We start from the raw sequence: 22352 nt of genomic DNA, 5'->3' as shown, positions 1-22352 counted from the left end.
AAGGGGAGCAGATGGTCAGAGACCTGGAACAATACAGCGCATGGCGGCAGGACGTGCAGGCCGCCTTGCAGGCATACCGGCAAGCCGCCAGCGCGGCGGGCCTGGTCGACGGCGCCTCCGCGCTGCGCCTGGCGCGCTGTGGTTCCCGCCTGCTCGACGACCGTTTATCCGTCGCCTTCGTGGCGGAATTCTCGCGCGGCAAATCCGAGCTGATCAACGCCATCTTCTTTGCCGGCTACGGCCAGCGCATCCTGCCCTCGGGCGCGGGCCGCACCACCATGTGTCCCACCGAGCTGCTGTATGACGCGGCCTGGCCGCCATCGATCCGGCTGCTGCCCATCGAGACGCGCGCGCAAAACCTGTCTACCAGCGACTACCGCGACCTGCCCGCCGCCTGGACCGTCCTGCCCCTGAACATCGAGGCGGGCGACGACATGCAGGACGCCATCCGCCAGGTCAGCCTGACGAAAAAAGTCAGCGTCGAGGAAGCGGCGCGCTACGGCCTGTACGACGCCGACGACGCGGATGCCCCCGCCATGCTGGACGAGGACGGCCAGGTGGAAATCTCCATGTGGCGCCACGCCATCATCAACTTCCCCCATCCGCTGCTGAAACAGGGCCTCGTCATCCTCGATACGCCCGGCCTGAACGCCATCGGCACGGAACCGGAACTGACACTGAACCTGATTCCGAACGCGCACGCGGTGCTGTTCATTCTGGCGGCCGACACGGGCGTCACGCGCAGCGACATCGAGGTGTGGCGCAACCATATCGGCGCCGGCGCCGGGCGCCTGGTGGTGCTCAACAAGATCGACAGCATGTGGGACGAATTGCGCGGCGATGCCGAGGTGGCGCAAGCGATCGAACGCCAGCAAGCCAGCGTGGCGCATCTGTTGACACTGGACGCGAGTCAGGTGTTTCCCGTCTCGGCGCAAAAAGCCCTGGTGGGCAAGATCAACCACGATGCGGCGCTGCTGGAAAAGAGCCGCCTGCAGGCGCTGGAGACGGCCCTGTTCGAGGAGCTGATCCCCGCGCGCAAGGACATCATCCGGCGCCAGCTGGCATTCGACCTGGACGCCATCGAAGCGGCGCAGCAGGTGCAGGCGGCGGCCCGCGCGCGCGGCATCGCCGAGCAGCTGCACGAGCTGCACAGCCTGCGCGGCAAGAACCAGAGCGTGATCGCGCACATGATGCGGCGCATCGATATCGAGAAGAAGGAATTCGACAGCAGCCTGTTCAAGCTGCAAGCGACGCGCGCCGTATTTACCCGCCTGTCAACGGAGCTGTATACAAGCCTGGGCATGGACATCGTGCGCGACGATATCGATGGCGTGCGCGCGGCCATGCAGCGCAGCCGCTTTTTCACGGGCCTGCGCGAAGCCGTGCGCCAGTATTTCGAGCGCATCGCCAGCAACCTGGACCGCTCGGAAGGCAAGACGTCCGAGATCACGGAAATGATGAACGTGATGTACCGCAAATTCGCTTCCGAGCATGGCCTGGCGCTGGCCTTGCCGATGCCGTTTTCGCTGGCCCGCTACCGCCAGGAGATCGCCGATATCGAAGCCGTCTACCATAAGCAGTTCGGCACGGCGACCCTGCTCACCACCAGCCGCGTCGTGCTGATGGAAAAATTCTTCGACACTATCGCTTCGCGCGTGCGCCGCAGCTTCACCAACGCCAACGACGACGCCAGCGCCTGGCTGAAAGTCATCATGGCACCGCTCGAAGCGCAGATCGTCGAGTACAAGGAGCAGCTGAAACTGCGCTTTGCCTCGATCCAGCGCATCCATGACGCCACGGGCAGCCTGGAACAGAAAATCGCCGGCTTCGAGGCGAGCCTGGCGGCGCTCGAACGCGACAAGGCGCAGCTAGCGCAATTGCTCGCTGCCCTGCGCGCCGCCAGCGCGACCTAACAAAAAAACACTGGAAACTCTGCATGAAACGTTTGCTGCATCCGCTCTCGCCCGCCACAGGCACAGCGTCTTTTGAAAATTACGTCGACCCGACTTTTTCCGCCACCGTCATCGCCTGGCAAAAGCAGCATGGACGCCACGCGCTGCCCTGGCAAAACACGCGCGACGCTTACCTGATCTGGCTGTCCGAAATCATGCTGCAGCAAACGCAGGTGACCGCCGTACTCGGCTACTACGCGCGCTTCCTCGAACGCTTCCCCACCCTGCGCGACCTCGCTAGCGCGCCCGTCGAAGACGTGATGGCGCAGTGGAGCGGCCTTGGCTACTACACGCGGGCGCGCAATCTGCACAAGTGCGCGCAGCGCGTGGTGGCCGAATACGACGGCGTGTTCCCCAGCGACCCGGCCCTGCTGGCCGACCTGCCCGGCATCGGCCGCTCGACGGCGGCCGCTATCTCCGCGTTTTCCAGCGGCACGCGCGCGGCCATCATGGATGGCAACGTCAAGCGCGTGTTCGCGCGCACCTTCGGCATCGATGCCTATCCCGGCGAAAAACGGGTCGAGGAAGCCATGTGGCGCCGCGCCGAAGCGCTGCTGCCTGAAACCGGCATCGAAGCCTACACACAGGGCCTGATGGACTTCGGCGCCACCCTGTGCACGCGCAGCAGCCCCGATTGCGGCCGCTGCCCCTTGCAGCCGCGCTGCGTGGCCTACGCCACCCATCGGGTTAAAGACTTACCTGTGCGCAAGCCGAAGAAAACCAGCCCGGAAAAACACGCCGTCATGCTCGTCGTCATCAACGACGGCCAGGTGCTGCTGGAGCAGCGTCCCGGCTCGGGCATCTGGGGCGGCTTGCTGTCCCTGCCCGAACTCGATGGCCACGTGCTGGCCGATGCAGACTCTCCACGCGACATCGACCAGGATGCGCTGGCGCGCGCCGTGGCGCCGTTCGGCGAAATCGAATCGCAGGAACGGCTGCTGCCCATCGTGCACGTCTTCACGCACTACAAGCTGCACATCGTCCCCTGCAGCATCACCCTGGCGCGCCGTCTGGCGCTGGCAGGAGAAGCGACGCACGTCTGGTACGACGGCGCGAAAATCGCCGATGCGCCGCTGCCGGCCCCCATCAAAAAACTGCTGCTGGACCTGTTCGGCGATGCGCGTTCGGCGCAGCGCAGCATGTTTTAGTGCGCAGGCTTGTCCTACTGGCGCTGGCCCTCCTGCTCGCGCCAGTGCATGCCGACACGGCGCTACCAGAGGTCCGCATCGGCGTGCTGGCCTACAAGGGCGGCGACGCCGTGCAGCAGGACTGGTCGTACGTGACGCGCCACCTGCAGGCCAGCATTCCCGGTATCCGTTTCATCCTGGCCGACTATGACCAGGCGGGCCTGACGCGCGCCGTGCAGTCGCAAGCGATCGCCTTTGCCATCACCAGCAGCGGCCATTACGTGGCGCTCGAACACAGCGACGGCGCCAGCCGCATCGCCACCCTGGAATCGCCATGGACGGACTCGCCGCGCCAGGCCATCGGCTCGGCCATCGTCGTGCGCAGCGCGTCGCCGCTGCATGACCTGGCCGACCTGGCGGGCAAGAATGTGATGGCCGTGGCGCCCGACGCCTTTGGCGGCTACCAGATCGCCGCGCGCGAACTGCGCGAAGCGGGCATCGATCCCGCGCACGATTTTGCCAGCCTGCGCTACAGCGGTTTTCCCTCGCAGCAGATCATCGACGCCGTGCGGGCCGGACGCATGGATGCGGGCATCGTGCGCACATGTTTGCTGGAACAGATGGTGGCGCGCGGTGAAGTGCGCGCCGAGGAACTGCGCGTGATCACCACGCGCCCGATACCCGGCTTTCGCTGCGCCAGCTCGTCGCGGCTGTATCCGGACTGGCCCTTCGTGGCCCTGCGCCAGACGCCGCCCGCGCTGGCAAAAAAAGTGGCGCAGGCCCTGCTGGCCATGCCGCGCACCGAAGAGGGCTATAGCTGGACGGTGCCCAGCGATTACCAGATCGTCGATGAACTGTTCCGCGACTTGCACATCGGCCCCTACGCCTACCTGGACAAGCTAACGTTCGAGACGGCGCTGCGCCGCTACTGGGGCTGGATGCTGCTGGTGCTGGCCCTGCTCGTGGCCTGGGCCGTGCACACGGTGCGCGTGGAATACCTGGTCAGCCGGCGCACGGAGCAATTGCGCGCGGCCCAGCACCAGCAGCGCGCGCTGGAAGAGCAGGCGCGCCAGCGCCAGGCCACGCTCGATCACACGGCGCGCCTGGCGATTTTGGGCGAGATGGCCAGCGCCATCGCGCACGAACTGAACCAGCCGCTGGCCGCCATCGGCAATTTCGCGCGCGGCATGGCGCGCCGCATCACGGCGGGCCGCCTCGACGCGGCGCCGCTGCTCGATGGCGCGCAGGAAATCGCCACGCAAAGCGAGCGTGCGGGCGCCATCATCCGCCACATCCGCGCGATGGCGCAAAAACGTCCCGCGCACAGCACGGCCTTCGCCCTGGCCGACGCCGTGGAGCAAGCAGTATCGCTGTTCCGCGCGGCCCATCCACAGGCAAGGATAGACTGGCGCCACGACAGCGCCAGGCTTGCGCCGCGCGTGCTGGCCGACCCGCAGCAAGTGCAGCAGGTGCTGCTCAATTTATTGAAAAATGCGCTCGATGCGCAGGTGGAAAACGACAATCCAGCACACCCCATCGGCGTGCTGCTGCACCGTGAAAACGGCGCCTGCACGGTGGCCGTGCGCGACGCCGGCTGCGGCCTCGATGCGGCGCAGATGGCGCGATTGTTCGAACCATTTTTCACCACCAAGGCTGAAGGCCTGGGCCTGGGCATGTCGCTCAGCAAAAGCATCATCGAATCGTTCGGTGGCAGCCTGTCGGCACACGCCAACGCGGATGCGCCTGGCTTGACGGTCTGGTTCCGCCTGCCCGAAGATAGCCATATGGAAGCGCACAAGGAAATACAAGAGGAAACACCATGAGTGAAAGCGATGCGATCATCTTTGTCGTCGACGACGACGCCGCCATGCGCCGTTCGCTGGCCTATCTGTTCGATTCGGCCGGCTGGAAAGTGGAAACGTTCGAGTCGGCGCGCGATTTCCTGCAGCGCTACGAGGGCCAGGCGCCTGGCTGCTTGCTGCTCGACGTGCGCATGCCTTTGATGAGCGGGCTGGAGCTGCAACAGGAATTGTCGCACCATGCGATCGCGCTGCCCGTGATTTTCCTCAGCGGCCACGGCGACCTGGCCATGGCCGTGCAAACGATGAAGGCGGGCGCCTGCGATTTTCTGGAAAAGCCGTGCAAAGATCAGGTATTGCTGGACGCCGTCTCGCGCGCCGTGGCCCGCAGCGTGGCAGAAAGCCGCAGCGCCGCCAGCGCGAATACGGCGCAAACGGCACTGGCCAGGCTCACCGTGCGCGAGCGCGAAGTGGCGCTGCTGATGGCCGAAGGCAAAGCCTCGAAAGTCATCGCCCGCGAACTGGGCATCAGCGATAAAACGGTGCAGGTGCACCGCCATAACACGATGGAAAAACTGGGCCTGCACTCAGCAGCCGAGGTGGCCCGGCTGCTGATGGCAGGTGGACAAATCTAAACCCGCACGATGCGCGCCGGCAGTCCCTGCCGCACCGACGTGCCCGAGACGGGATCGACAAACACGTTCTTGTCGCCGCGGCTCGGGTCCGTCAGCCCCAGGTCATTCAGGTTGATGCCGGCGCCGATTGCGGGCTCGTCGGGCTGACGCGATTTGCCGATGCGGTGGGCGCGCGCGCCGTGCTCCTTGTGGCCGAAACCGTGTTCGATGGCGATCACGCCGCGCTGCACGCCATGGCGCAGCATCACCGTGGCCCTGGCCTTGCCACCCGGCGTCTCCAGGTAAATTTCATCGCCATTTTGCAGCTTCAAGCGCGCCGCATCGTCGGGATGCACGGCGACCGGGTTGTCGGGATGGATGCCGCGCAAGCGCCGCGCGCCGATGCTGTACGAGTTTTGCAGCGCCGATTTAAAACTGATCAACTCGAACGGCCATTCGCTGGCCGGATAGGTTTTACGTACGGGCGTGCCGTCGGCAAACGCCGCCACTCTCCACGCGGGCGTGCCGGGGAAACGCTTGCCGCTCAAGCTGTTCTTGCTCACGCCCAGACCCTCGTTGTACAGCATCATCTGTTTCAGATAGCGGTGCGTGGACCAGTCCTGCGGATACGGCGTCTCGCCGATCACCGGCACCGGAGCAGCCGGCGCCTTGGGGTTCGCGGGTGGCGGCAGGCGCAGGCCGAACATCTCGCCATAGCTCTGGTAGCGTCCTCCCCGCGCCAGCATGAAGGCCACCTTGCGCCACTCTTCCGGCTTCAGGGTGCGCTCCAGTTCGGGGCGGATGCGCGCAACGCCGGACAGCTCGATGTCGTCGTCGCTGGCGTCAGGCACGGACGTCTTGCCCTGCCAGGCGATGTTGGCGCCGCCGCGCAGATACCAGTCTTCCGCGCGCTGCAGGGGGAAGCGCTGGCCATCCGTGTCTTGCAAGGCGTCCGGACCGAAGCCGGGCAAGGCCATCGTTTTTGCCAGCGCGATGAAGAACGATTCCATGCAGATGGTCTGGCCGTCCGGCGTTTTTTGCACGCGCGGTTCGACCACGGGCCAGCGCGCCGTGCTCATTTTGACGGGCATGCCGCCCCAGGCGCCGGCCCAGCCCCAGCTTTCATACAGCAAGGTATCGGGCAGCAGGTAATCGGCAAACGCCGAGCTTTCATTGATGAAGGGGTCGATGGCGACGATCAGGGGAATCTTCTTCGGATCGGCCAGCTCCTTGCCGATCTGCGCGCGCAAGCCCGTGATGCCGTAGACGGGATTGCAGCTCCACAGGATCAGCGCCTTCAGAGTGTACGGATAGCCGTTCATGGCGCTGGTGAGCCACTCGGTCGCCAGCGCGGGCGCGTTCGGATACCACGGCGCCCTGGCAGGATACGCCTTGCCCGCTTCCTTCTTCAGCTTGAATTCCGAGGTTTTTTCATACGGCACATTGCGTCCGATCGGCATGCCGGCCGCCTTGATCTCGCCGTCGAAACTCTCGAGGTTGTAGCGCGGACCGGGTCCCGCATCCTTGAAGCTGCCGCCATTGACCAGGGTGCCGCCCTTGCGGTTCAAATTGCCGATCAGGGTATTGAGCATGACCAGCGCATACGCGTTGTAAAAGCCGGCGCCCGACATCATGCCGCCGTGCGCATTGACGGCCGCGCGCTTGCCATGGCTGGTGAGTTCCTGCGCCAGGCCTTCGATGATGTCGCGCCCGATACCGCAGGCGGCCGAATACTCGTCCATGCTGTGGCGCTGCGCTTCTTCGTTGAGCATCGTCATGGCCGTCTTCAGGTGCAGCGGCGCGCCAAGCACGTCCAGCGGGCCGTCGAAGAACAATCGCGCCTCGCCCTTGGCGACGTTGTGCGGCACGATGGCTTGCGTGGCGGCGTCGATCACGCAGAAGGCGTCGCCATCCTTGTAGCGCTCTTCTTCCGCCAGTTCCACCGCACCGATGTCCGACGCGCGCAGGTAGCGGCCATCGCGCGGATGGCCCTTCTCGCTGATGACCAGATGCGTGGCGTTGCACCAGGCGGCTTCGCCTGCCGCTTCCGCCACCTTCAGGTTCGGCTGCACGAGGAAGTTGCGGTCATAGCGTTCGTGCTCGATGATCCAGCGGATCATGGCCATGGCCAGCGCGCCATCCGTGCCCGGCTTGATCGGCACCCAGCGGCTGCGGTCGCCCGCGGCCAGGCTGTCCGCATTCGTCAGGACGGGGTCGACGACGACGTAGCTGAATTCGCGCTTGCCGGAACGGGCTTTCGCGATCAGGGTGCCCTGGCGCTTGAACGGGTTGCCCGCATTGCCCGGCGCCGTGCCGACGAAAATGCAGAACTCCGTGTTTTCCAGGTCCACTTTCGCGTGCGGCATTTTCTTCATGTCGCCGAACATGGCGCCCGAGCCGCTGCGGTAGGCGCCGCCGCAATACGAGCCGTGGTTGACCAGGTTCAGACTGCCGTACGACTGCTTGAAAAAGCGCGTGCCGAACGCCAGGCGGCCATCGTCGGTGCTGCACATCAGGCCCACCTGATTGACTTGCGGGCCCAGTTCCGGCTGCGCCGGATCGATCGGTTTTTCCAGTTCGCGCAAGGCGCGCAAGCCCTGCACGTGGCCCTCGCCAAACAGGTCGCCGCCTTCCGTCACTTCCTTGACCAATTGATCGAAGGCGATCGGTTCCCACTGGCCGCCGCCGCGCGGTCCCACACGCTTCATGGGCGCCAGCACGCGGAATGGCGACTCCATCTGTTCCAGCACGCCGTTACCACGGCCGCAAGCCGTCGAGCGGCCCTTCAGCCCCTTTTCCTGGAAGCGCGACAGCGAGACGAAGCTGTCGCGGATCGAGGTTTGATATGGCAGCGCCGGATCGGCCGACAGGGGGCTGTACGGGTTGCCCGCCACGCGCAGCACCTTGCCGCTTTTTTTATCCAGGCGCACGCGCACGCCGCAAAACGTGGTGCAGCCCATGCACATGGTGTAGCTGACCTGCTGGTCCGGATTGACGGTCAGCTTGCCCGTGGCCGTGTCGACGGAAAACTCGGGCGGCAGGGAGTTGCCATGCAGTTTTTGCACGGGTTTATCTTTACCCAGCGCGTGGTCGACCATGCGGCCGGCCGTGGTGGAAAAGCTGGCGGCAAAGGCGGCCAGGCCCCCGCCAATGGCGCCGTAGCGTAGCAGCTTGCGGCGTTTTTCGTTTTCGTCTTCAGGGCCGTCGTTGCGGTCGTCGTTGTTTGTGCGTTCGTTCATTTTTGACTCCTCAGTGCGTGGCCATGGCGGGACGGTTGCGCAGCATGCGTCCGGCCCATGGCAAAAATTCCAGCATCAGCAACAGCAGCGCGATCCACAGGCCGGCCGTGCCTATAATCCCCATCAAGCCATCGTTCCCCATTGGCAGGTGGTAGTCATACAGGCCGGCGCCCGTTTTCGGGATCGTCTGGCCGCCAATGAAAATCGTCCAGCGCATCATCCAGGCGCTATGCAGCGCGATCAGGCCATTGACCAGGCCACTCGTGGCCGGGCGCCAGATGGCCAGGGCCATCGGCACGATGGACGACAGCACGGCCCAGACGGCCGTGAACTGCCATTGCGGCATGCCGGCCACCTGGGTGAACGCCATGCTGTGGCTGGCGCTCACGCCGGAGAGACTGACGAACAGCCAGCCGCCACCCAGGGCCAGCACCAGCGCCAGCGACAGGGCCAGCGCGCGGTTCAGCGACACTTCCAGCGCCTGCTCGCGGCCCGGCAGGAAACGGTTGAACAGCAGCGCCAGGCCCACCGCTCCCACGAATGCCGTGGCGGCAAATTGCGCCGGCAGGAAAGGCGTGAACCACAGGGGACGGGCGCGCACCACCATTACTTCCATGCCCGTGTACAGGCCCACGACAAAGGCGGCCAGCAAGGTGAAGGCGGCAGCGGTGACGATGGCCTTGCGCGATGCGGCGCCACCGCGTCCCAGCAGGCGGTAGGCCCAGGCCAGGCGATCCTGGCCCTGCCCCCGCGTGGAAAAGTCCACGCGCAGCGCCAGCCACGCGTACAGCATCAGACAGCCCAGATACAGAGGAATGAAGAACGAGCCCCACGACATCCACGATTGCGGCTGGAAGTAAATATAGAAGTGGTAGAAGCGGCCCGGCCCGTGCAAGTCGGCCAGCAGCGCCACGGGCGCCGTCATGCCGCAGACGAGGGACGCCAGCAGCGCGATGCGCCCCAGGCGTTCATACGCCTTGCGGCCGAAAACGAAGTACGGCAAGGTCAGCATGAAGCTGCCGTAACTGAGGCCGATGAGGAAAAAATACTGCACCGCCCACGGCAACCATGCCGCTTCGCGCGTGACGTTGACAATTTCGGTGATGTGGCTGTCCATGGTTTATTTCCCGTGTTTGCTCGGTTGCCAAAGAGTCGCTTCGCCTTCGACGTGGCCGGCGAAGCGCGTATCCAGTCCCAGGTAAAACACGTGGGGCTGGGTGCCCTGCTCGGGTTTGAGTACCTTCACCTTGTTCTCGGTGAGCAGCTGGTGCACCAGGCTTTCCGGATCATTGAGGTCGCCGAAGATGCGCGCGCCGCCCACGCAGGTTTCCACGCAGGCCGGCAGCAAGCCTTCGTCGACGCGGTGCGCGCAGAACGTGCACTTGTCGGCCTTGCCCGTTTCGTGGTTGATGAAGCGCGCGTCGTACGGGCACGCTTGCACGCAGTAGGCGCAGCCCACGCAGCGGTCGCCGTCGACGACGACGACGCCATCCTTGCGCTGGAAGGTGGCGCCCACGGGACAGACGGGAATACAGGGGGGATTGGCGCAGTGGTTGCACAGGCGCGGCAGCATGTAAGTGCCGCAGCGGTTCTCTTCCTTGACTTCATAGGTCGAGACGACGGTGCGGAAGCTGTTTTCCGGCACGGCGTTTTCCATGATGCAGGAGACCGTGCAAGCCTGGCAGCCGATGCACTTCTGCACGTCGACCACCATCGCCCAGCGCTGGCCGCCTTCGCCCTTGGTGGCCGCCTTGCCGGGCAGCGGCGCGATGGCCGCCCCGATGGTTACGGCTGGCAAGGCGCGCAAGAAACTGCGGCGCGATTCAATCATGACACTCTCCTTGACTATGGGCGGCAAGCCCTTGTTGACTTGCTGCCATGATAGAAAAGAAGGCGCTGCGGGGATATTGGGGTGATAGTGCGGGGACCTAGATGATCATGCCAATTGACAGGATCGACAATGCGGAGTAAAGGCGCCGCGCCAGCAATGTTGTCGGATTCCCCATGACCGCCTGTATTGGTAGGTCGGGTTAGCCGGCACGGCGTAACCCGACACGCAGCGTCACGCGAGCATGTCAGTGCCCGCAGTGACCGTTACAGCTCGTCGAGCGAATACAGCCTGCGGTGCTCGCGGATCGCGTAGCGGTCCGTCATGCCGGCGATGTAGTCGGCGATCTTGCGCGCCTGCTTGGTCACATCATCGCCATTGACCTGATAGTCGGGCGGCAGCAGGGCTGGTTCGGCCATGAAGCTGTCGTACAGTTCGCGCACGATGCGGCTCGCTTTGACGCGCATGCGGTTGACCTGGTAGTGGCGGTACAGGTTCGCGCGCAAAAAGCGTTTCAGCTCCGTCGCGTCCTTGCGCATGGCGTCCGAAAAACGGATCAGCGGAGCGCTGGCGCGCACTTCGTTCACATCACGCGGGGCGGCATCGGCAATGAGCTGCGTCGAGGTGACGATCAGATCGTCGGCCAGTGCCGTGATCAGGCGGCGCAGGGTTTCGTAGATGGCGCGCCGGCCCGACAGACCCGGGAACGCCTGCTGCACCTCGCGCCACAGGCGGCCGAAGAATTCCACCTCTTCCAGCTGGGCGATGGTGATCAGGCCGGAACGCAAGCCGTCGTCGATATCGTGGCTGTTGTAGGCGATTTCGTCGGCCAGGTTGGTCAGCTGCGCTTCCAGCGTCGGTTGCGTGCGGTCGATGAAGCGCTGTGCCACGGGACCGAGTTCGCGCGCATGCGCCAGCGAGCAATGTTTCAAGATGCCTTCGCGCGTCTCGAACATCAGGTTCAAGCCGTCGAAGGCGCCGTAGTGCTCTTCCAGCGTGTCGACCACGCGCAGGCTTTGCAAGTTGTGCTCGAAGCCGCCATGCTCCTGCATGCATTCATTGAGCACGTCCTGACCCACGTGGCCGAATGGCGTGTGGCCCAGGTCATGCGCCAGCGCGATGGCTTCCACCAGGTCTTCGTTCAGGCGCAGGTTGCGCGCAATCGAACGCCCCACTTGCGCCACTTCCAGGCTGTGCGTCAGGCGCGTGCGAAACAGGTCTCCCTCGTGGTTGAGGAATACCTGGGTCTTGTATTCGAGGCGGCGGAAGGCCGAGGAATGGATGATGCGGTCGCGGTCACGCTGGAACTGGCTGCGCGAGGCGTGCGCCGCTTCATCAAAGCGACGTCCCTGACCCTGTGCCGAGTGGGCCGCGTAGGGGGCAAGGAAGTCTTCGGGCGCCATGGCTATTGCACTCCGGCGGCCAGTGTGGCCAGCACCAGTTCATGGGGCGCGGACGTGATGCTCGGGCTGCCCAGCGGTTTCAACAGGATGAACTTGATGGCGCCGCCCTCGTTCTTCTTGTCGACCTCCATCAGTTCCAGCCAGCGCGCGACACCGAGGTCCGGCGCCTTGACGGGCAGGCCGGCGGCGGCGACGAGTTTGCGCACGCGCTCGACGGCCGCCTGGTCGATATAGCCCATGCGGCACGACAGGTCCGCCGCCATCACCATGCCGCAGCCGACGGCTTCGCCGTGCAGCCAGTGGCCGTAGCCCAGGCCCGCCTCGATGGCGTGGCCGAAGGTGTGGCCGAAGTTCAGGATGGCGCGCAGGCCGCCTTCGCGCTCGTCCTGGCGCACCACGTCGGCCTTGATTTCGCACGAGCGGGCGATCGCGTAGGCCAAGGCGCCCTTGTCGCGCGCCATCAGCTTGGCCATGTTCGCTTCGATCCAGTCGAAAAACGCGGCATCGATGATGGCGCCATGCTTGATCACTTCGGCCAGGCCGGCCGACAGCTCGCGCGCCGGCAGGGTTTCCAGGGTCGAGGTGTCGGCGATCACGGCGCGCGGCTGGTAGAAGGCGCCGATCATGTTCTTGCCCAGCGGGTGGTTGATGCCCGTCTTGCCGCCGACGGAGGAATCGACCTGCGCCAGCAGGGTGGTAGGCACCTGCACGAAGCCGATGCCGCGCATGTAGCTGGCGGCCGCATAGCCGGTCAGGTCGCCGATCACGCCGCCGCCCAGCGCCACCAGGGTAGTCTTGCGGTCGCATTTATTGGCCAGCAGCGCGTCGAAGATCTGCATCAGGCTGGCCCAGTTTTTATACTCTTCGCCGTCCGGCAGGACGATGCAGATCACTTCGCGGCCATCGCTGGCCAGCGCCGCCTGCAGGCGACCCAGATACAGGGGCGCGACGGTGGTATTGGTGACGATGGCCACCTTGTGGCCGCTGATATGGCGCAGCAGCGCATCGGCGTCAGCCAAGAGGCCGGGACCGATGGCGATCGGATAACTGCGTTCGTCGAGGTCTACGCTCAACAACATTTTGGATTGCTCGTTCATCGAAGGCTCTGCATGAATGACGCAGTTGGGCGAGGCCTCGCATTCGAGGCTGGCCAGCTGCATCAGGATGGTCTGGACCATCGATTGTACGTTAGGACGGCCCGTGTCGATCACAATGTCGGCCACTTCCATGTAATGGGGCTCGCGCTGCGCCGTCAGCTCTTCGAGCTTCCTGCGCGGGTCGGCCGTCTGCAGCAGCGGGCGGTTCTTGTCATGGCTGGTGCGCGCGAGGATGTTACTGACGCTGGCGCGCAGGTAGACGACCGTGCCCCGTTCCTTCAGGTAGGCGCGGCTGTCGGCGTTGAGGATGGCCCCGCCGCCGGTGGCCATGACGATACCTTGCTGGGCGCTCAGGTCGCGGATGACCTCGGCCTCGCGCCGGCGAAAGCTGGCCTCGCCCTCGATTTCAAAGATCCACGGGATGGTCGCGCCCGTGCGTGCCTCGATTTCGTGGTCGGAATCGACAAAGCGCAAGCCCAGCTTGCGGGCCAGGATGCGTCCGATCGTGGTTTTGCCTGCGCCCATGAGGCCGACAAGAAAAATATTACTGTTGGAAATTTCGGACACTTTTTATATCAATCAATCAGAAAATAACGGGTGCCGCCCTCGACGGCCCCCGCTCCCCCCGCAGGTCAAGGACAGGAGAATGTCAGTCTAAACGGGTAACTGGTGGCGTTGCCCAGCGGCGTCGTCACTGTCACATTAAACGTATTGACTACATCGGCTACACAGCTGGTCGGCGTCATACTGTTAATTGTAACGGTATGCAGGCTGCCCTGGTTACCCTTGATGTTGTTGCCCGTCCTGTCATCGACACCAAGCATATTGTGCGGATAGATATTTTGCACGCTCGCCGGCAACACTGACACCTGCCCATTGACGGCATTCGTGATTGTCACCGTACTACCGGATGGCATGGGATTTTGATGCAGATCGCTGATCAGCAGGCGGAATGTGCGGGGCAGGCTCGCCGACCGGGAACCCAGGTCATACGCCTGTGTCCCCAGGACAGCGGTGCTGCCATCGTCGTTCGTCAGGAAGACCTTGTCAGGATGGCTGTCGCTCAAGAAGATCGCGATCTTGGCAAACAATGTCGTGCTGCCATCCGACGTGCTGGCGCACACGGTCGCCAGGCCCGGCCAGTTACTGTCCGCCGTGCCGCCGTTTTTGAGGTCATTGCAGGGCGTCGCCGGCGGATTGGTCGCCACACGCGGATTCTGGCTGCGGAAATCGACCGAGCAGCCGCCATTGGTGGTGGTACAGCCGCCCATGCTCGATGAACCGATAGCGCCCAGGTTGCTCTGGAACGCCACCGGCGTGCCATCCGGTACCGGATTGCCCGCCTGGTCCGCCAACAGGACAGTGACGGTGGTGGCGGGGTTGCCCACGCCGCTGTCATAGGACCAGCCTTCCACGTTGGATTTAACCACGCTCAGCGAAAATGCCGTTTGCACGGGCAAGCCGGTCGTCACCAGGATGGAGTCGGACAAGGTGGATACGCCGGATGCCAGGCTGGCCTTGACGCGGAACGTCGTCGGCGTAAGACCGGAATTGACCGTGGTGATGACTTCACCGTTGGCATCGGTGATGTCCTTCAGCTTATTCAACGTCACACCCGGGCCGTTCAGCAGCGAGAAAGTGACTTCCTGGCCTGGCAAAGGCCTGTTAAAAGTATCGAATACGCGGAAAGTCAGGGTCGCCGTTTCCGTGCGCGACAGGCCGCCCTGGCCTTGAATGACAAGCGATTTCCCCACCGGACTAACGGCGGAAAACTGTACCGATGCCGGCGTCGCCCGCGCGACGTTCAGGGTGGCGTGCAGTGCGGCGTTGCTACCGGTCACGGAGGCAAACAGCATGTCCGCGCCGCCGCAACCGAGATCGCGGTACACGGCCGTCGCCTTGCCATTGACGGCCGGCACGCCGCTGCTCACGCTGGCTTTGCCCGCGGAGACACAGTTCGAACCAAAATCCACCGTTACTCCCGTACCGGTGTAGGCCTTGCTGCCAGCCATGATATCGACCGACACATTTGCCGTGCCATAGGCAGGGATGCTGGCAGGCGAAAAGGTCATGTTGGCCAGCGTCAGATCTGTTGTGCCCAGCACATAGTTAATTTGAGTGCTGGCAAGAGCACCATTTACTGTCGTGCTTGCCCGCAAGCTAGCGGCGCCGCTGCTCGTCAGACTGAAAGGACGCATGGTAACGCTGGCCATACCCGTCGCGTCAGTCAGTGCCGTCCCTACCGACGGGGACAGTACAGCAACGGCATTGTCGGTAGAAAAAACTACCAGGGCATCGGTGATCGGCTTGCCGCTCAAGTCGGTAACAAGCGCCTTGGCCGTCAATGGCGTGGCGCTCGACAAAGAATTGCTTGCGCTGCTACCGCTGAACAGCGACAGCGTCATTTTCGCGCCAGCAGCCTGCGCTGCCTTGATTTCATAGCTCGCCTCGCCGGTGACCGTGGCGGTGGCCGTTGCGACAGTGGCCGTCAGCTTGCCCGCACCGGTGACTGCTGCATTCAGGGCCGAGACGGTGATGCTGGCATAGCCCTTGGCATCGGTCAGTGCCGTGCCGTTGGTCGACGACAACGTTACCAGCGTGGCATCGGCCGAAAACGTGACCACGGCATTGCTGACGGGAACGCCATTTTTATCGTTGACGAGCGCCTTGGCCGTCAGCGGCGTCGTGCTGCTGAGCGTACTGCCAGGCTGGCCAGCAGCGTTAAACAGGCTTACCGTGACCGTCGCGGCCACCCCGCCCGTCGTGCCACCACTGCTGCCGCCATCGATGGTCGGATCGCCGCCACCGCCGCCGCACGCGGCCAGCAAGGCGCCCAGCGCCAGCAAGACCAGCCAATTCACTACCCGACTCCAATAAGTGTTGCTCAAAGATACATTCCGCATAGTCGCCATCAGTCCGCTTTCGTTTGCATTGTTACTTAAACGTAAAGATGTGACATTAACGTGTTGCTGGCCGATCTGCCACTATTTTCGGCGTAATAAACACCATCAGTTCCGTTTTTTCTTGACTGCGGCCCGTGCTGCGGAAAAAAACACCAAGCACGGGGATGTCGCCCAGCAGCGGCACCTTGCTGTCCGTGCCCCGCTCGGATTGCTGATAAATGCCGCCCAGCACCACCGTGCCGCCGTCTTCCACCATCACTTGCGTGCGCACGTGCTTGGTGTCGATGGCAAAGCCGGAACGCGTTTCCTGGCCCACGCTGTCCTTGTTGACGTCCACTTCCAGCACCACGTTGCCGTCCGGCGTGATCTGCGGCGTCACTTCCAGGCGCAGGTTCGCCTTGCGAAAGGTGATCGACGTGGCGCCGCTGCTGGTGGCCACCTGGTACGGCAGCTCGATGCCCTGCTCGATCAGCGCCAGCACCTTGTCGGCCGTCACCACGCGGGGACTGGAAATGATCTTGCCCCGGCCGTCCGCTTCCAGCGCGGACAGTTCCAGGTTCAGAAAACGGTTGGCGGCCGCCGAAAACAGGCTCAGGGCGAAGCTGGCCGGCTGCAAGCCATTGATGCTGGCGGCGGGCAAGTTGACGAATTGCGAGTTCGGCACGAAAGCGCCGCTGCCGGCCACCGTTTGCCCCGTCGCCTCGCCCACGCCCTGGTAGCTGCCGCCGATGGCCGCGCGGCGCCCGCCGCCGCCCAGGGAAAAACCGGGCAGCTGGCCCGCCGCCAGGCGCTGGTCCGTAAAACCCAGGCGCGCGCCCAGGTTGCGGCTGAAGCTGTCATTCGCCTCGACGATGCGCGCCTCGATCATCACTTGTCGCGTAGCAATATCCGTCTTCGCGATCAACTGACGTATCTGCTCCAGGCGGACTGGCACGTCGGTGACGAACAGCTGGTTCGTGCGCGGCTCGATCAGCACGCTGCCACGGCGCGACAGCAAGCGGCTGCGCCCTTCCCCCGCATCCAGGCCGAATACGCTGCGGAACGCTTCGGCCTTCTGGTAATTGAGCTGGAAGATTGCCGACTGCAAGGGTTCCAGTTCGGCGATCTGGGCGCGCGCTTCGAGCTCCAGTTTTTCGCGCGCCAGCATTTCCTCGCGCGGCGCGATCCACAGCACGCTGCCATTGCGCCGCATCTCCAGGCCCTTGGCCAGCAACAGCACGTCGAGCGCCTGGTCCCACGGCAAGTCGCGCAGGCGCAGGGTCACGTTGCCCGCCACGCTGTCGCTGGCGATGATGTTTTGGCCGGACGCATCAGCCAGGATGTGCAGGGCCGCGCGCACGCCCACGTTCTGGAAATCAACGGAGATTTTGTCGCCCGCATACAGACGCGGCGCCGATACGTTCACCACGGCATCCTGGGCCAGGCTACTGGCATGCAGACACAGCATGGCGGCCCAGAACATGCGGCGCGGCCTCACGGCGCCGCCTCGGGCAAGCTGGCCTTCGGCCCCGCTCCCGCCACTTGCAAGACCAGGCTGCCGCGCCGCTCGCGCCAGGGGCCATCCGCCTCGCGCAGCAATTCACGGTACTGCAGCGCCCGCTCACTGATGTCCGTCACCACGCCGTGATCTTGCCCCAGGTACTGGCCCACCGTCACCCGGTACACGCGCTGGCCCGCCAGCAGCAGCGCGCTCAGGCGCCCATCCTGCTGCACGCTGCCGACCATGCTGATGGCCGGCAAGGCCACGTTTTCCAGCGCTTCGCGCATGCGCCGAGGGTCGGGCCCCGCCACGCCGCCACGCTGACCGGACTCGGGCGCTGGCGGCAATGCATTGAAAGGATCGGCCAGGGCGGCCGCCGCGTAGGGATACGGCGCGACGGCGGCAAGCGGGCGCCAAGCTGGTGTCACTGCGGGCGCGCTGGTCTTTGGAGGCAATGCCGCTTGCGCCGCCCGCTCCCCCGCTTCAGGCAAGCGATACGCGTGCAGCACGGCATCGAGGGTCAGCATGCGATCCTTGCCGAGGTTCAAGGCCAGTTCGTGCACCGTGACGATGCGCGGCAGGCCCGCCAAATCCGCCAGCAGCGCGCCCATGGCGTGGTAGCCGCCACGCAACTGTATGGCGATCGGCAAGGCGACATACGGCGCTTGCGGCTGGGACGCACCGGGCTTGAACAGGGAAAATTGCAAGCCGCGCGACTGGCCTGCGGCGTTAATCTGCGTCAACAGCTGCGCCATCGCCTGCTGGTCGGGCAATTGCTGTTCCAGCAGGGCCAGCTCGGCGCCGGCCTGGCGCTGCTGTGCGCGCCATTGCGGCAACTGCTGCGCCCTGGCCCGCGCCGACAGATAGGCGACGCGCAAGCGGGCCTCCTCGCCTCGCGCCCCCTGCACGACAGTCATCAGCCCAGCCAGCCACACGGCGTGCAGCAGCGCGGCCACCAGCGTAGCGGCCAGGGCGGCGCAAGCGAAGCGCGCGGGTAGCGGCCACAGCGACGCGGTTTTCAAGCTCAGCATGATCGACCTCCACCACTAAGATTGCCCATCGGGTGCCAAAGCCAGCCGTATCGTCCATTCCACGGCGCCATCGGCCGCGCCGCGCACTTCCAACACTTCCGGGCGGGACCAGGGCGCCGCCTGCTCCAGCGCCAGCAGCAATGCCGCGACCTTGTCCTGCGACGCAGCCTGCCCCTGCAAGCGCACCATCGCCATTTCCTGGCGCACACTGTGCAAGGAAACGCCGGCCGGCATCGCCCGGGCCAGCGCGTCCAGCATGCGCACCCAGGCATTGCGTTGCTCTTGCAAACTGGCAATGGCTTGCTGGCGCAGCAGCAGCGCCGCCGTCTCACCCTGCACCCGCCGGCCAGCGACAAGCATGGCATCGACTTGTTGCATGGCACTGCGCCAGCTCTCCTGGCGGCCCAGTTGCGCGTCGAGCTGCTGGCGCAGCCAGGCGCCTGCCGCCAACGCCAGCAGCAATCCCAGCAGCGCCCCGCCCGCCAGTTGCCACAGCAGCAGCTGAATGCGCCTGCGCCGTGCCGCGGGGCGATACGGCAACAAGTTGATGCGCTGCATGGGCGCCCGGCCCGTCATCGGGCGTACCGGTGCAAGGCCAGGCCCCAGGCCAGCTGGTAGGCCACGCCACCGTCGGGCAAGGCTTGCCAGCCACCTTGGGCGAGCGCCGCCTGCAAGGCCAGCGCCTCGCTATCCATGACGACGGCCAGCAAGCCCGCCGCCCTGGTCGCATCGAGACGGCGCTGCACGCTGGCGCGCCGCGCCGCCACCAGCAGCACGTCGACTTCCTTGCCTGTCGTGCCGGGCAGCGGCGGCGCGGGGCCGAGAATGAAAAAATCCAGGCTGGCGTCTTCCAGCGCGAACGGCATGTATTGCGCCGCTTCCAGTTCCACGAGGATTTCCAGCTGTTCTTCCGGCAATCCGGCGGGCAAGCGGATCGCATGCGTGATCAGGGCCGTGGCCGGCATGGCCAGCGCCACCCGCGTGCAGGCGCTGCCACTGTCGCGGTGAGCCTGGCGCAGGGCGTCGGCCAGGCCCTGCATGTCCTCGACATTGCCCTCCAGTAGCACGCCGGGCGCCAGCGCGGCGGCGCCGCAATGCCGGCACGACAGTTTTCCACGCCGGCGCCGCAACTCGACCACGCGCACGGCATCGTCCGCGATGTCGACGCCCAGCAAGCCGATGCCAAGATAATTGCTGATGGATATGTTTTTCATAGAGAAACGTCAGCGTGGGAGGGATTCCTGCCATCCGAAAGCCTAGTCCCGGCAGCGCTGGCTTGTAAATGGATTTCACGCCGGCGTCTGCTGTGCGCGGCGCCTATCTGGCCGGGCCGTGATCTGGCGCAGAATAATTGTTACCAAATCCTGGTTGCCAGCGAGCCAATACACGCTTATATAGAGTATCGGCAAGTTTCGACTGTCCCCCAGGCAAGCGCCACGGCGCGCTGCCACCCCGGCAAGCTCGCTTATAATTGGCCGGCATAATTAACCGAAAGACATACGACGCATGACATCTTCAAAATCCGCTGGCCCCGCTGGCTCGAAGCCGCCCACCAAGGGCAGCAAACCCAAACGTTTCCTGCTGATGGCCCTGGCATCGCTGCTGGGCCTGGGCATCGTCGGCGTCTTGCTGGTGGTCTTTGGCCTGGCCATGGCCTATCCGAACCTGCCGGCGCTCGATACCTTGACCGATTACAAGCCCAAGATGCCGCTGCGCGTGTTTACGTCCGATAGCGTGCTGATCGGCGAATTCGGCGAAGAGCGCCGCAACATGGTGCACATCAAGGATATTCCCGATGTCATGAAGAAAGCCGTGCTGGCCATCGAAGATGACCGCTTCTATGAACATGGCGGCGTCGATTACCTGGGTATTACGCGCGCGGCCCTGCACAACCTGACGGGCGGCGCCAAGCAAGGCGCCTCGACCATCACGCAGCAGGTGGCGCGCAATTTCTTCCTGTCCAGTGAACAGACCCTGAAACGCAAGGCGTATGAAGTCTTGCTGGCCTGGAAGATCGAGAAAAACCTCAGCAAGGACCAGATCCTCGAAGTGTATATGAACCAGATTTATCTGGGACAGCGTGCCTACGGCTTCGCTTCGGCCGCGCAAATCTATTTCGGCAAGAACATCCAGGACCTGACCGTGGCCGAAGCGGCCATGCTGGCCGGCTTGCCGAAAGCGCCATCGGCCTACAACCCCGTCGTCAATCCGAAACGCGCGCGCATGCGCCAGCAATACATCCTGCAGCGCATGGCGCAGCTGGGCTACATCACGCCGGAGCAATACACGGAAGCCAAGAATGAAGAGCTGAAAGTGAAAACCGACAGCAGCGCCTTCGGCGTGCACGCGGAATACGTGTCGGAAATGGCGCGTCAGCTGGTCTACGAGCAATTCAAGGAAGACACGTATACGCGCGGCCTGAACGTCTACACCACCATCACCAAGGCCGACCAGGACGCCGCCTACATCGCCTTGCGCAAGGGCGTGATGGATTACGAGAAACGCCACGGCTACCGCGGCCCGGAAGCGTATATCGAGATTCCGAAAACCAAGGCCGAAGCCGATGACGCGATCGAGACGGAACTGGCCGACCATCCGGACAGCGACGACATCATCGCCGCCATGGTGCTGCAGGCGTCGCCCAAGTCCCTCCAGGCAGTCACCTCAGCCGGCGAGGAAATCACCATTACCGGCCCCGGCCTGACCTTCGGCGCGGCCTGGCTGTCGGACAAAGCGGCGCCTAACCGCCGCATCAAGCGCGGCGCCGTGATCCGCGTCATGCAAGAAGGCAATGCCTGGGTCTTGACGCAAATGCCGGAAGTGCAATCGGCGTTCGTCTCGGCCAGCACCACGGACGGCGCCATCCGCGCCATGGTGGGCGGCTTCGATTACAACCGCAACAAGTTCAACCACGTCACGCAGGCGTGGCGCCAGCCAGGTTCGGCCTTCAAGCCCTTCATCTATTCCGCTTCGCTGGAACGGGGCCTGTCGCCGGCCACCATCATCAACGACGCGCCGATCTCGTTCGACGCGGGCCAGACGGGCGGCCAGGCGTGGGAACCGAAGAACTACGACAGCAAATACGATGGCCCGATGACCATGCGCAAGGGCTTGATGAAATCGAAGAACATGATTTCCATCCGCATCCTGCACAAGATCGGCGCCAAGTATGGCCAGGAATACGCGACGCGCTTCGGCTTTGACGCGGACAAGAACCCGCCCTACCTGACCCTGGCGCTGGGCGCCGGCAACGTGACGCCGCTGCAGATGGCGGGCGCGTATGCCGTGTTCGCCAATGGTGGCTACAAGATCAACCCGTATCTGATCGCCAAGGTCACCGATAGCGATGGCAATGTCTTGTCGCAAGCCAAGCCGGACCTGGCGGGCGAGGAAGCCAACCGGGTCATCGACGAGCGCAACGCCTTCATGATGAATAGCATGCTCAACGACGTCGTGCGCTTCGGTACAGCCAATAAGGCCATGGCCTTGAAACGCCCTGACCTGGCCGGCAAGACGGGTACCACCAACGATTCCATCGATGCGTGGTTCGCCGGCTACCAGGCCAAGCTGGTGGGTATCGCCTGGATCGGCTACGACCAGCCGCGCAACCTGGGCAACCGGGAAACGGGCGGCGGCCTGGCCTTGCCGATCTGGATCAGCTACATGGCGAAAGCCCTGAAGAGCATTCCCGTCGAGGAACGCGCCGTGCCGGAAGGCCTGATCCACGTGGGCGACGAGTATTACTATGCGGAAAATCCACCGGGCACGGGCGTCGGCAGCCTGGAAGGCGCGGCGCGCGGCACGCCGGAGGAAGAGAAAGCGAAAGAAGCCGTCAAGAACGAGTTGTTTTAAGATCGTTTGATGCAAAAAGGGCAGCCC

The 22352-nt window shown here is 64.3% G+C and carries 14 protein-coding genes and 1 pseudogene; 5 read left to right on the top strand and 10 right to left on the bottom strand.

Annotation, left to right across the window (positions count from 1 at the left end; translation table 11 throughout):
- Positions 1-11 precede the first annotated feature (11 nt).
- The 4 genes from P9875_RS03495 to P9875_RS03480 are packed head-to-tail and all read left to right on the top strand — an operon-like array spanning position 12 to position 5513.
- Positions 12-1913 (top strand): dynamin family protein, encoded by a 1902-nt coding sequence (locus P9875_RS03495; RefSeq protein ID WP_278317580.1) that lies wholly within the window; start codon positions 12-14, stop codon positions 1911-1913.
- A gap of 23 nt (positions 1914-1936) precedes the next feature.
- A complete protein-coding gene (gene mutY / locus P9875_RS03490; RefSeq protein ID WP_278317579.1) occupies positions 1937-3100 on the top strand; it encodes an A/G-specific adenine glycosylase in 1164 nt (387 codons plus the stop codon).
- Positions 3100-4902 (top strand): sensor histidine kinase, encoded by a 1803-nt coding sequence (locus tag P9875_RS03485; RefSeq protein WP_278317578.1) that lies wholly within the window; start codon positions 3100-3102, stop codon positions 4900-4902. The genes mutY and P9875_RS03485 overlap by 1 nt, the downstream gene beginning before the upstream one ends.
- Complete coding sequence (locus P9875_RS03480) at positions 4899-5513, top strand: response regulator transcription factor (protein ID WP_278317577.1); 615 nt, start codon at positions 4899-4901, stop codon at positions 5511-5513. The genes P9875_RS03485 and P9875_RS03480 overlap by 4 nt, the downstream gene beginning before the upstream one ends.
- Here P9875_RS03480 and P9875_RS03475 read toward each other — a convergent pair.
- The 10 genes and pseudogenes from P9875_RS03475 to pilM form a co-directional block, all read right to left on the bottom strand.
- A complete protein-coding gene (locus tag P9875_RS03475; protein WP_278317576.1) occupies positions 5510-8731 on the bottom strand; it encodes a molybdopterin dinucleotide binding domain-containing protein in 3222 nt (1073 codons plus the stop codon). The two genes, P9875_RS03480 and P9875_RS03475, sit on opposite strands and share 4 nt — an antisense overlap.
- A 10-nt stretch (positions 8732-8741) precedes the next feature.
- Entirely contained in the window at positions 8742-9848 is a 1107-nt protein-coding gene (nrfD, locus tag P9875_RS03470) for an NrfD/PsrC family molybdoenzyme membrane anchor subunit (protein ID WP_099401306.1), read from the bottom strand.
- Positions 9849-9851: 3 nt separating this feature from the next.
- Positions 9852-10562 carry a sulfate reduction electron transfer complex DsrMKJOP subunit DsrO gene (gene dsrO / locus P9875_RS03465; protein ID WP_058049488.1) on the bottom strand — a complete coding sequence of 237 codons (711 nt, stop codon included), beginning with the start codon at positions 10560-10562 and terminating at the stop codon, positions 9852-9854.
- A 263-nt stretch (positions 10563-10825) separates the two neighbouring features.
- Positions 10826-11962, bottom strand: a complete 1137-nt coding sequence (locus P9875_RS03460) for a deoxyguanosinetriphosphate triphosphohydrolase (protein WP_278317575.1) — start codon at positions 11960-11962, stop codon at positions 10826-10828.
- A 2-nt stretch (positions 11963-11964) separates the two neighbouring features.
- Positions 11965-13584, bottom strand: a complete 1620-nt coding sequence (aroKB, locus tag P9875_RS03455) for a bifunctional shikimate kinase/3-dehydroquinate synthase AroKB (protein WP_035824048.1) — start codon at positions 13582-13584, stop codon at positions 11965-11967.
- Positions 13585-13691: 107 nt separating this feature from the next.
- Positions 13692-15920, bottom strand: a complete 2229-nt coding sequence (locus P9875_RS03450) for an Ig-like domain-containing protein (RefSeq protein ID WP_278317573.1) — start codon at positions 15918-15920, stop codon at positions 13692-13694.
- 97 nt (positions 15921-16017) lie between these two features.
- A pseudogene (locus P9875_RS03445) lies at positions 16018-17343 on the bottom strand (type IV pilus secretin PilQ); the annotation flags it as partial.
- A gap of 92 nt (positions 17344-17435) precedes the next feature.
- A complete protein-coding gene (locus P9875_RS03440; protein ID WP_278317572.1) occupies positions 17436-18473 on the bottom strand; it encodes a pilus assembly protein PilP in 1038 nt (345 codons plus the stop codon).
- Between the two features lie 15 nt (positions 18474-18488).
- The gene (locus tag P9875_RS03435; RefSeq protein WP_278317571.1) at positions 18489-19031 is read right to left on the bottom strand and encodes a PilN domain-containing protein; all 543 of its coding nucleotides are present in this window, start codon (positions 19029-19031) and stop codon (positions 18489-18491) included.
- A 14-nt stretch (positions 19032-19045) separates the two neighbouring features.
- Positions 19046-19687: a pilus assembly protein PilM gene (pilM, locus tag P9875_RS03430; protein ID WP_278317570.1), complete on the bottom strand. Its 642-nt coding sequence runs from the start codon at positions 19685-19687 to the stop codon at positions 19046-19048.
- Positions 19688-19979: 292 nt separating this feature from the next.
- Here pilM and P9875_RS03425 point away from each other — a divergent pair, with 292 nt between their 5' ends.
- The gene (locus P9875_RS03425; RefSeq protein ID WP_035824043.1) at positions 19980-22325 is read left to right on the top strand and encodes a penicillin-binding protein 1A; all 2346 of its coding nucleotides are present in this window, start codon (positions 19980-19982) and stop codon (positions 22323-22325) included.
- Positions 22326-22352: the final 27 nt, after the last annotated feature.

This window comes from Janthinobacterium rivuli, assembly GCF_029690045.1.
GTDB lineage: Bacteria > Pseudomonadota > Gammaproteobacteria > Burkholderiales > Burkholderiaceae_D > Janthinobacterium > Janthinobacterium rivuli.
Note: the sequence above shows the minus strand (reverse complement) of the source record. Positions and strands in the feature narration are given on the sequence as shown.

What these genes read in the sequence shown, in the direction of transcription:
- P9875_RS03495 (WP_278317580.1), top strand. Translation starts at nt 12, where the DNA reads ATGGTCAGAGACCTGGAACAATACAGCGCATGGCGGCAGGACGTGCAG.
- mutY (WP_278317579.1), top strand. Translation starts at nt 1,937, where the DNA reads ATGAAACGTTTGCTGCATCCGCTCTCGCCCGCCACAGGCACAGCGTCT.
- P9875_RS03480 (WP_278317577.1), top strand. Translation starts at nt 4,899, where the DNA reads ATGAGTGAAAGCGATGCGATCATCTTTGTCGTCGACGACGACGCCGCC.
- P9875_RS03475 (WP_278317576.1), bottom strand. Translation starts at nt 8,731, where the DNA reads ATGAACGAACGCACAAACAACGACGACCGCAACGACGGCCCTGAAGAC.
- nrfD (WP_099401306.1), bottom strand. Translation starts at nt 9,848, where the DNA reads ATGGACAGCCACATCACCGAAATTGTCAACGTCACGCGCGAAGCGGCA.
- dsrO (WP_058049488.1), bottom strand. Translation starts at nt 10,562, where the DNA reads ATGATTGAATCGCGCCGCAGTTTCTTGCGCGCCTTGCCAGCCGTAACC.
- P9875_RS03460 (WP_278317575.1), bottom strand. Translation starts at nt 11,962, where the DNA reads ATGGCGCCCGAAGACTTCCTTGCCCCCTACGCGGCCCACTCGGCACAG.
- aroKB (WP_035824048.1), bottom strand. Translation starts at nt 13,584, where the DNA reads ATGGGCGCAGGCAAAACCACGATCGGACGCATCCTGGCCCGCAAGCTG.
- P9875_RS03440 (WP_278317572.1), bottom strand. Translation starts at nt 18,473, where the DNA reads ATGCTGAGCTTGAAAACCGCGTCGCTGTGGCCGCTACCCGCGCGCTTC.
- P9875_RS03435 (WP_278317571.1), bottom strand. Translation starts at nt 19,031, where the DNA reads ATGCAGCGCATCAACTTGTTGCCGTATCGCCCCGCGGCACGGCGCAGG.
- pilM (WP_278317570.1), bottom strand. Translation starts at nt 19,687, where the DNA reads ATGAAAAACATATCCATCAGCAATTATCTTGGCATCGGCTTGCTGGGC.
- P9875_RS03425 (WP_035824043.1), top strand. Translation starts at nt 19,980, where the DNA reads ATGACATCTTCAAAATCCGCTGGCCCCGCTGGCTCGAAGCCGCCCACC.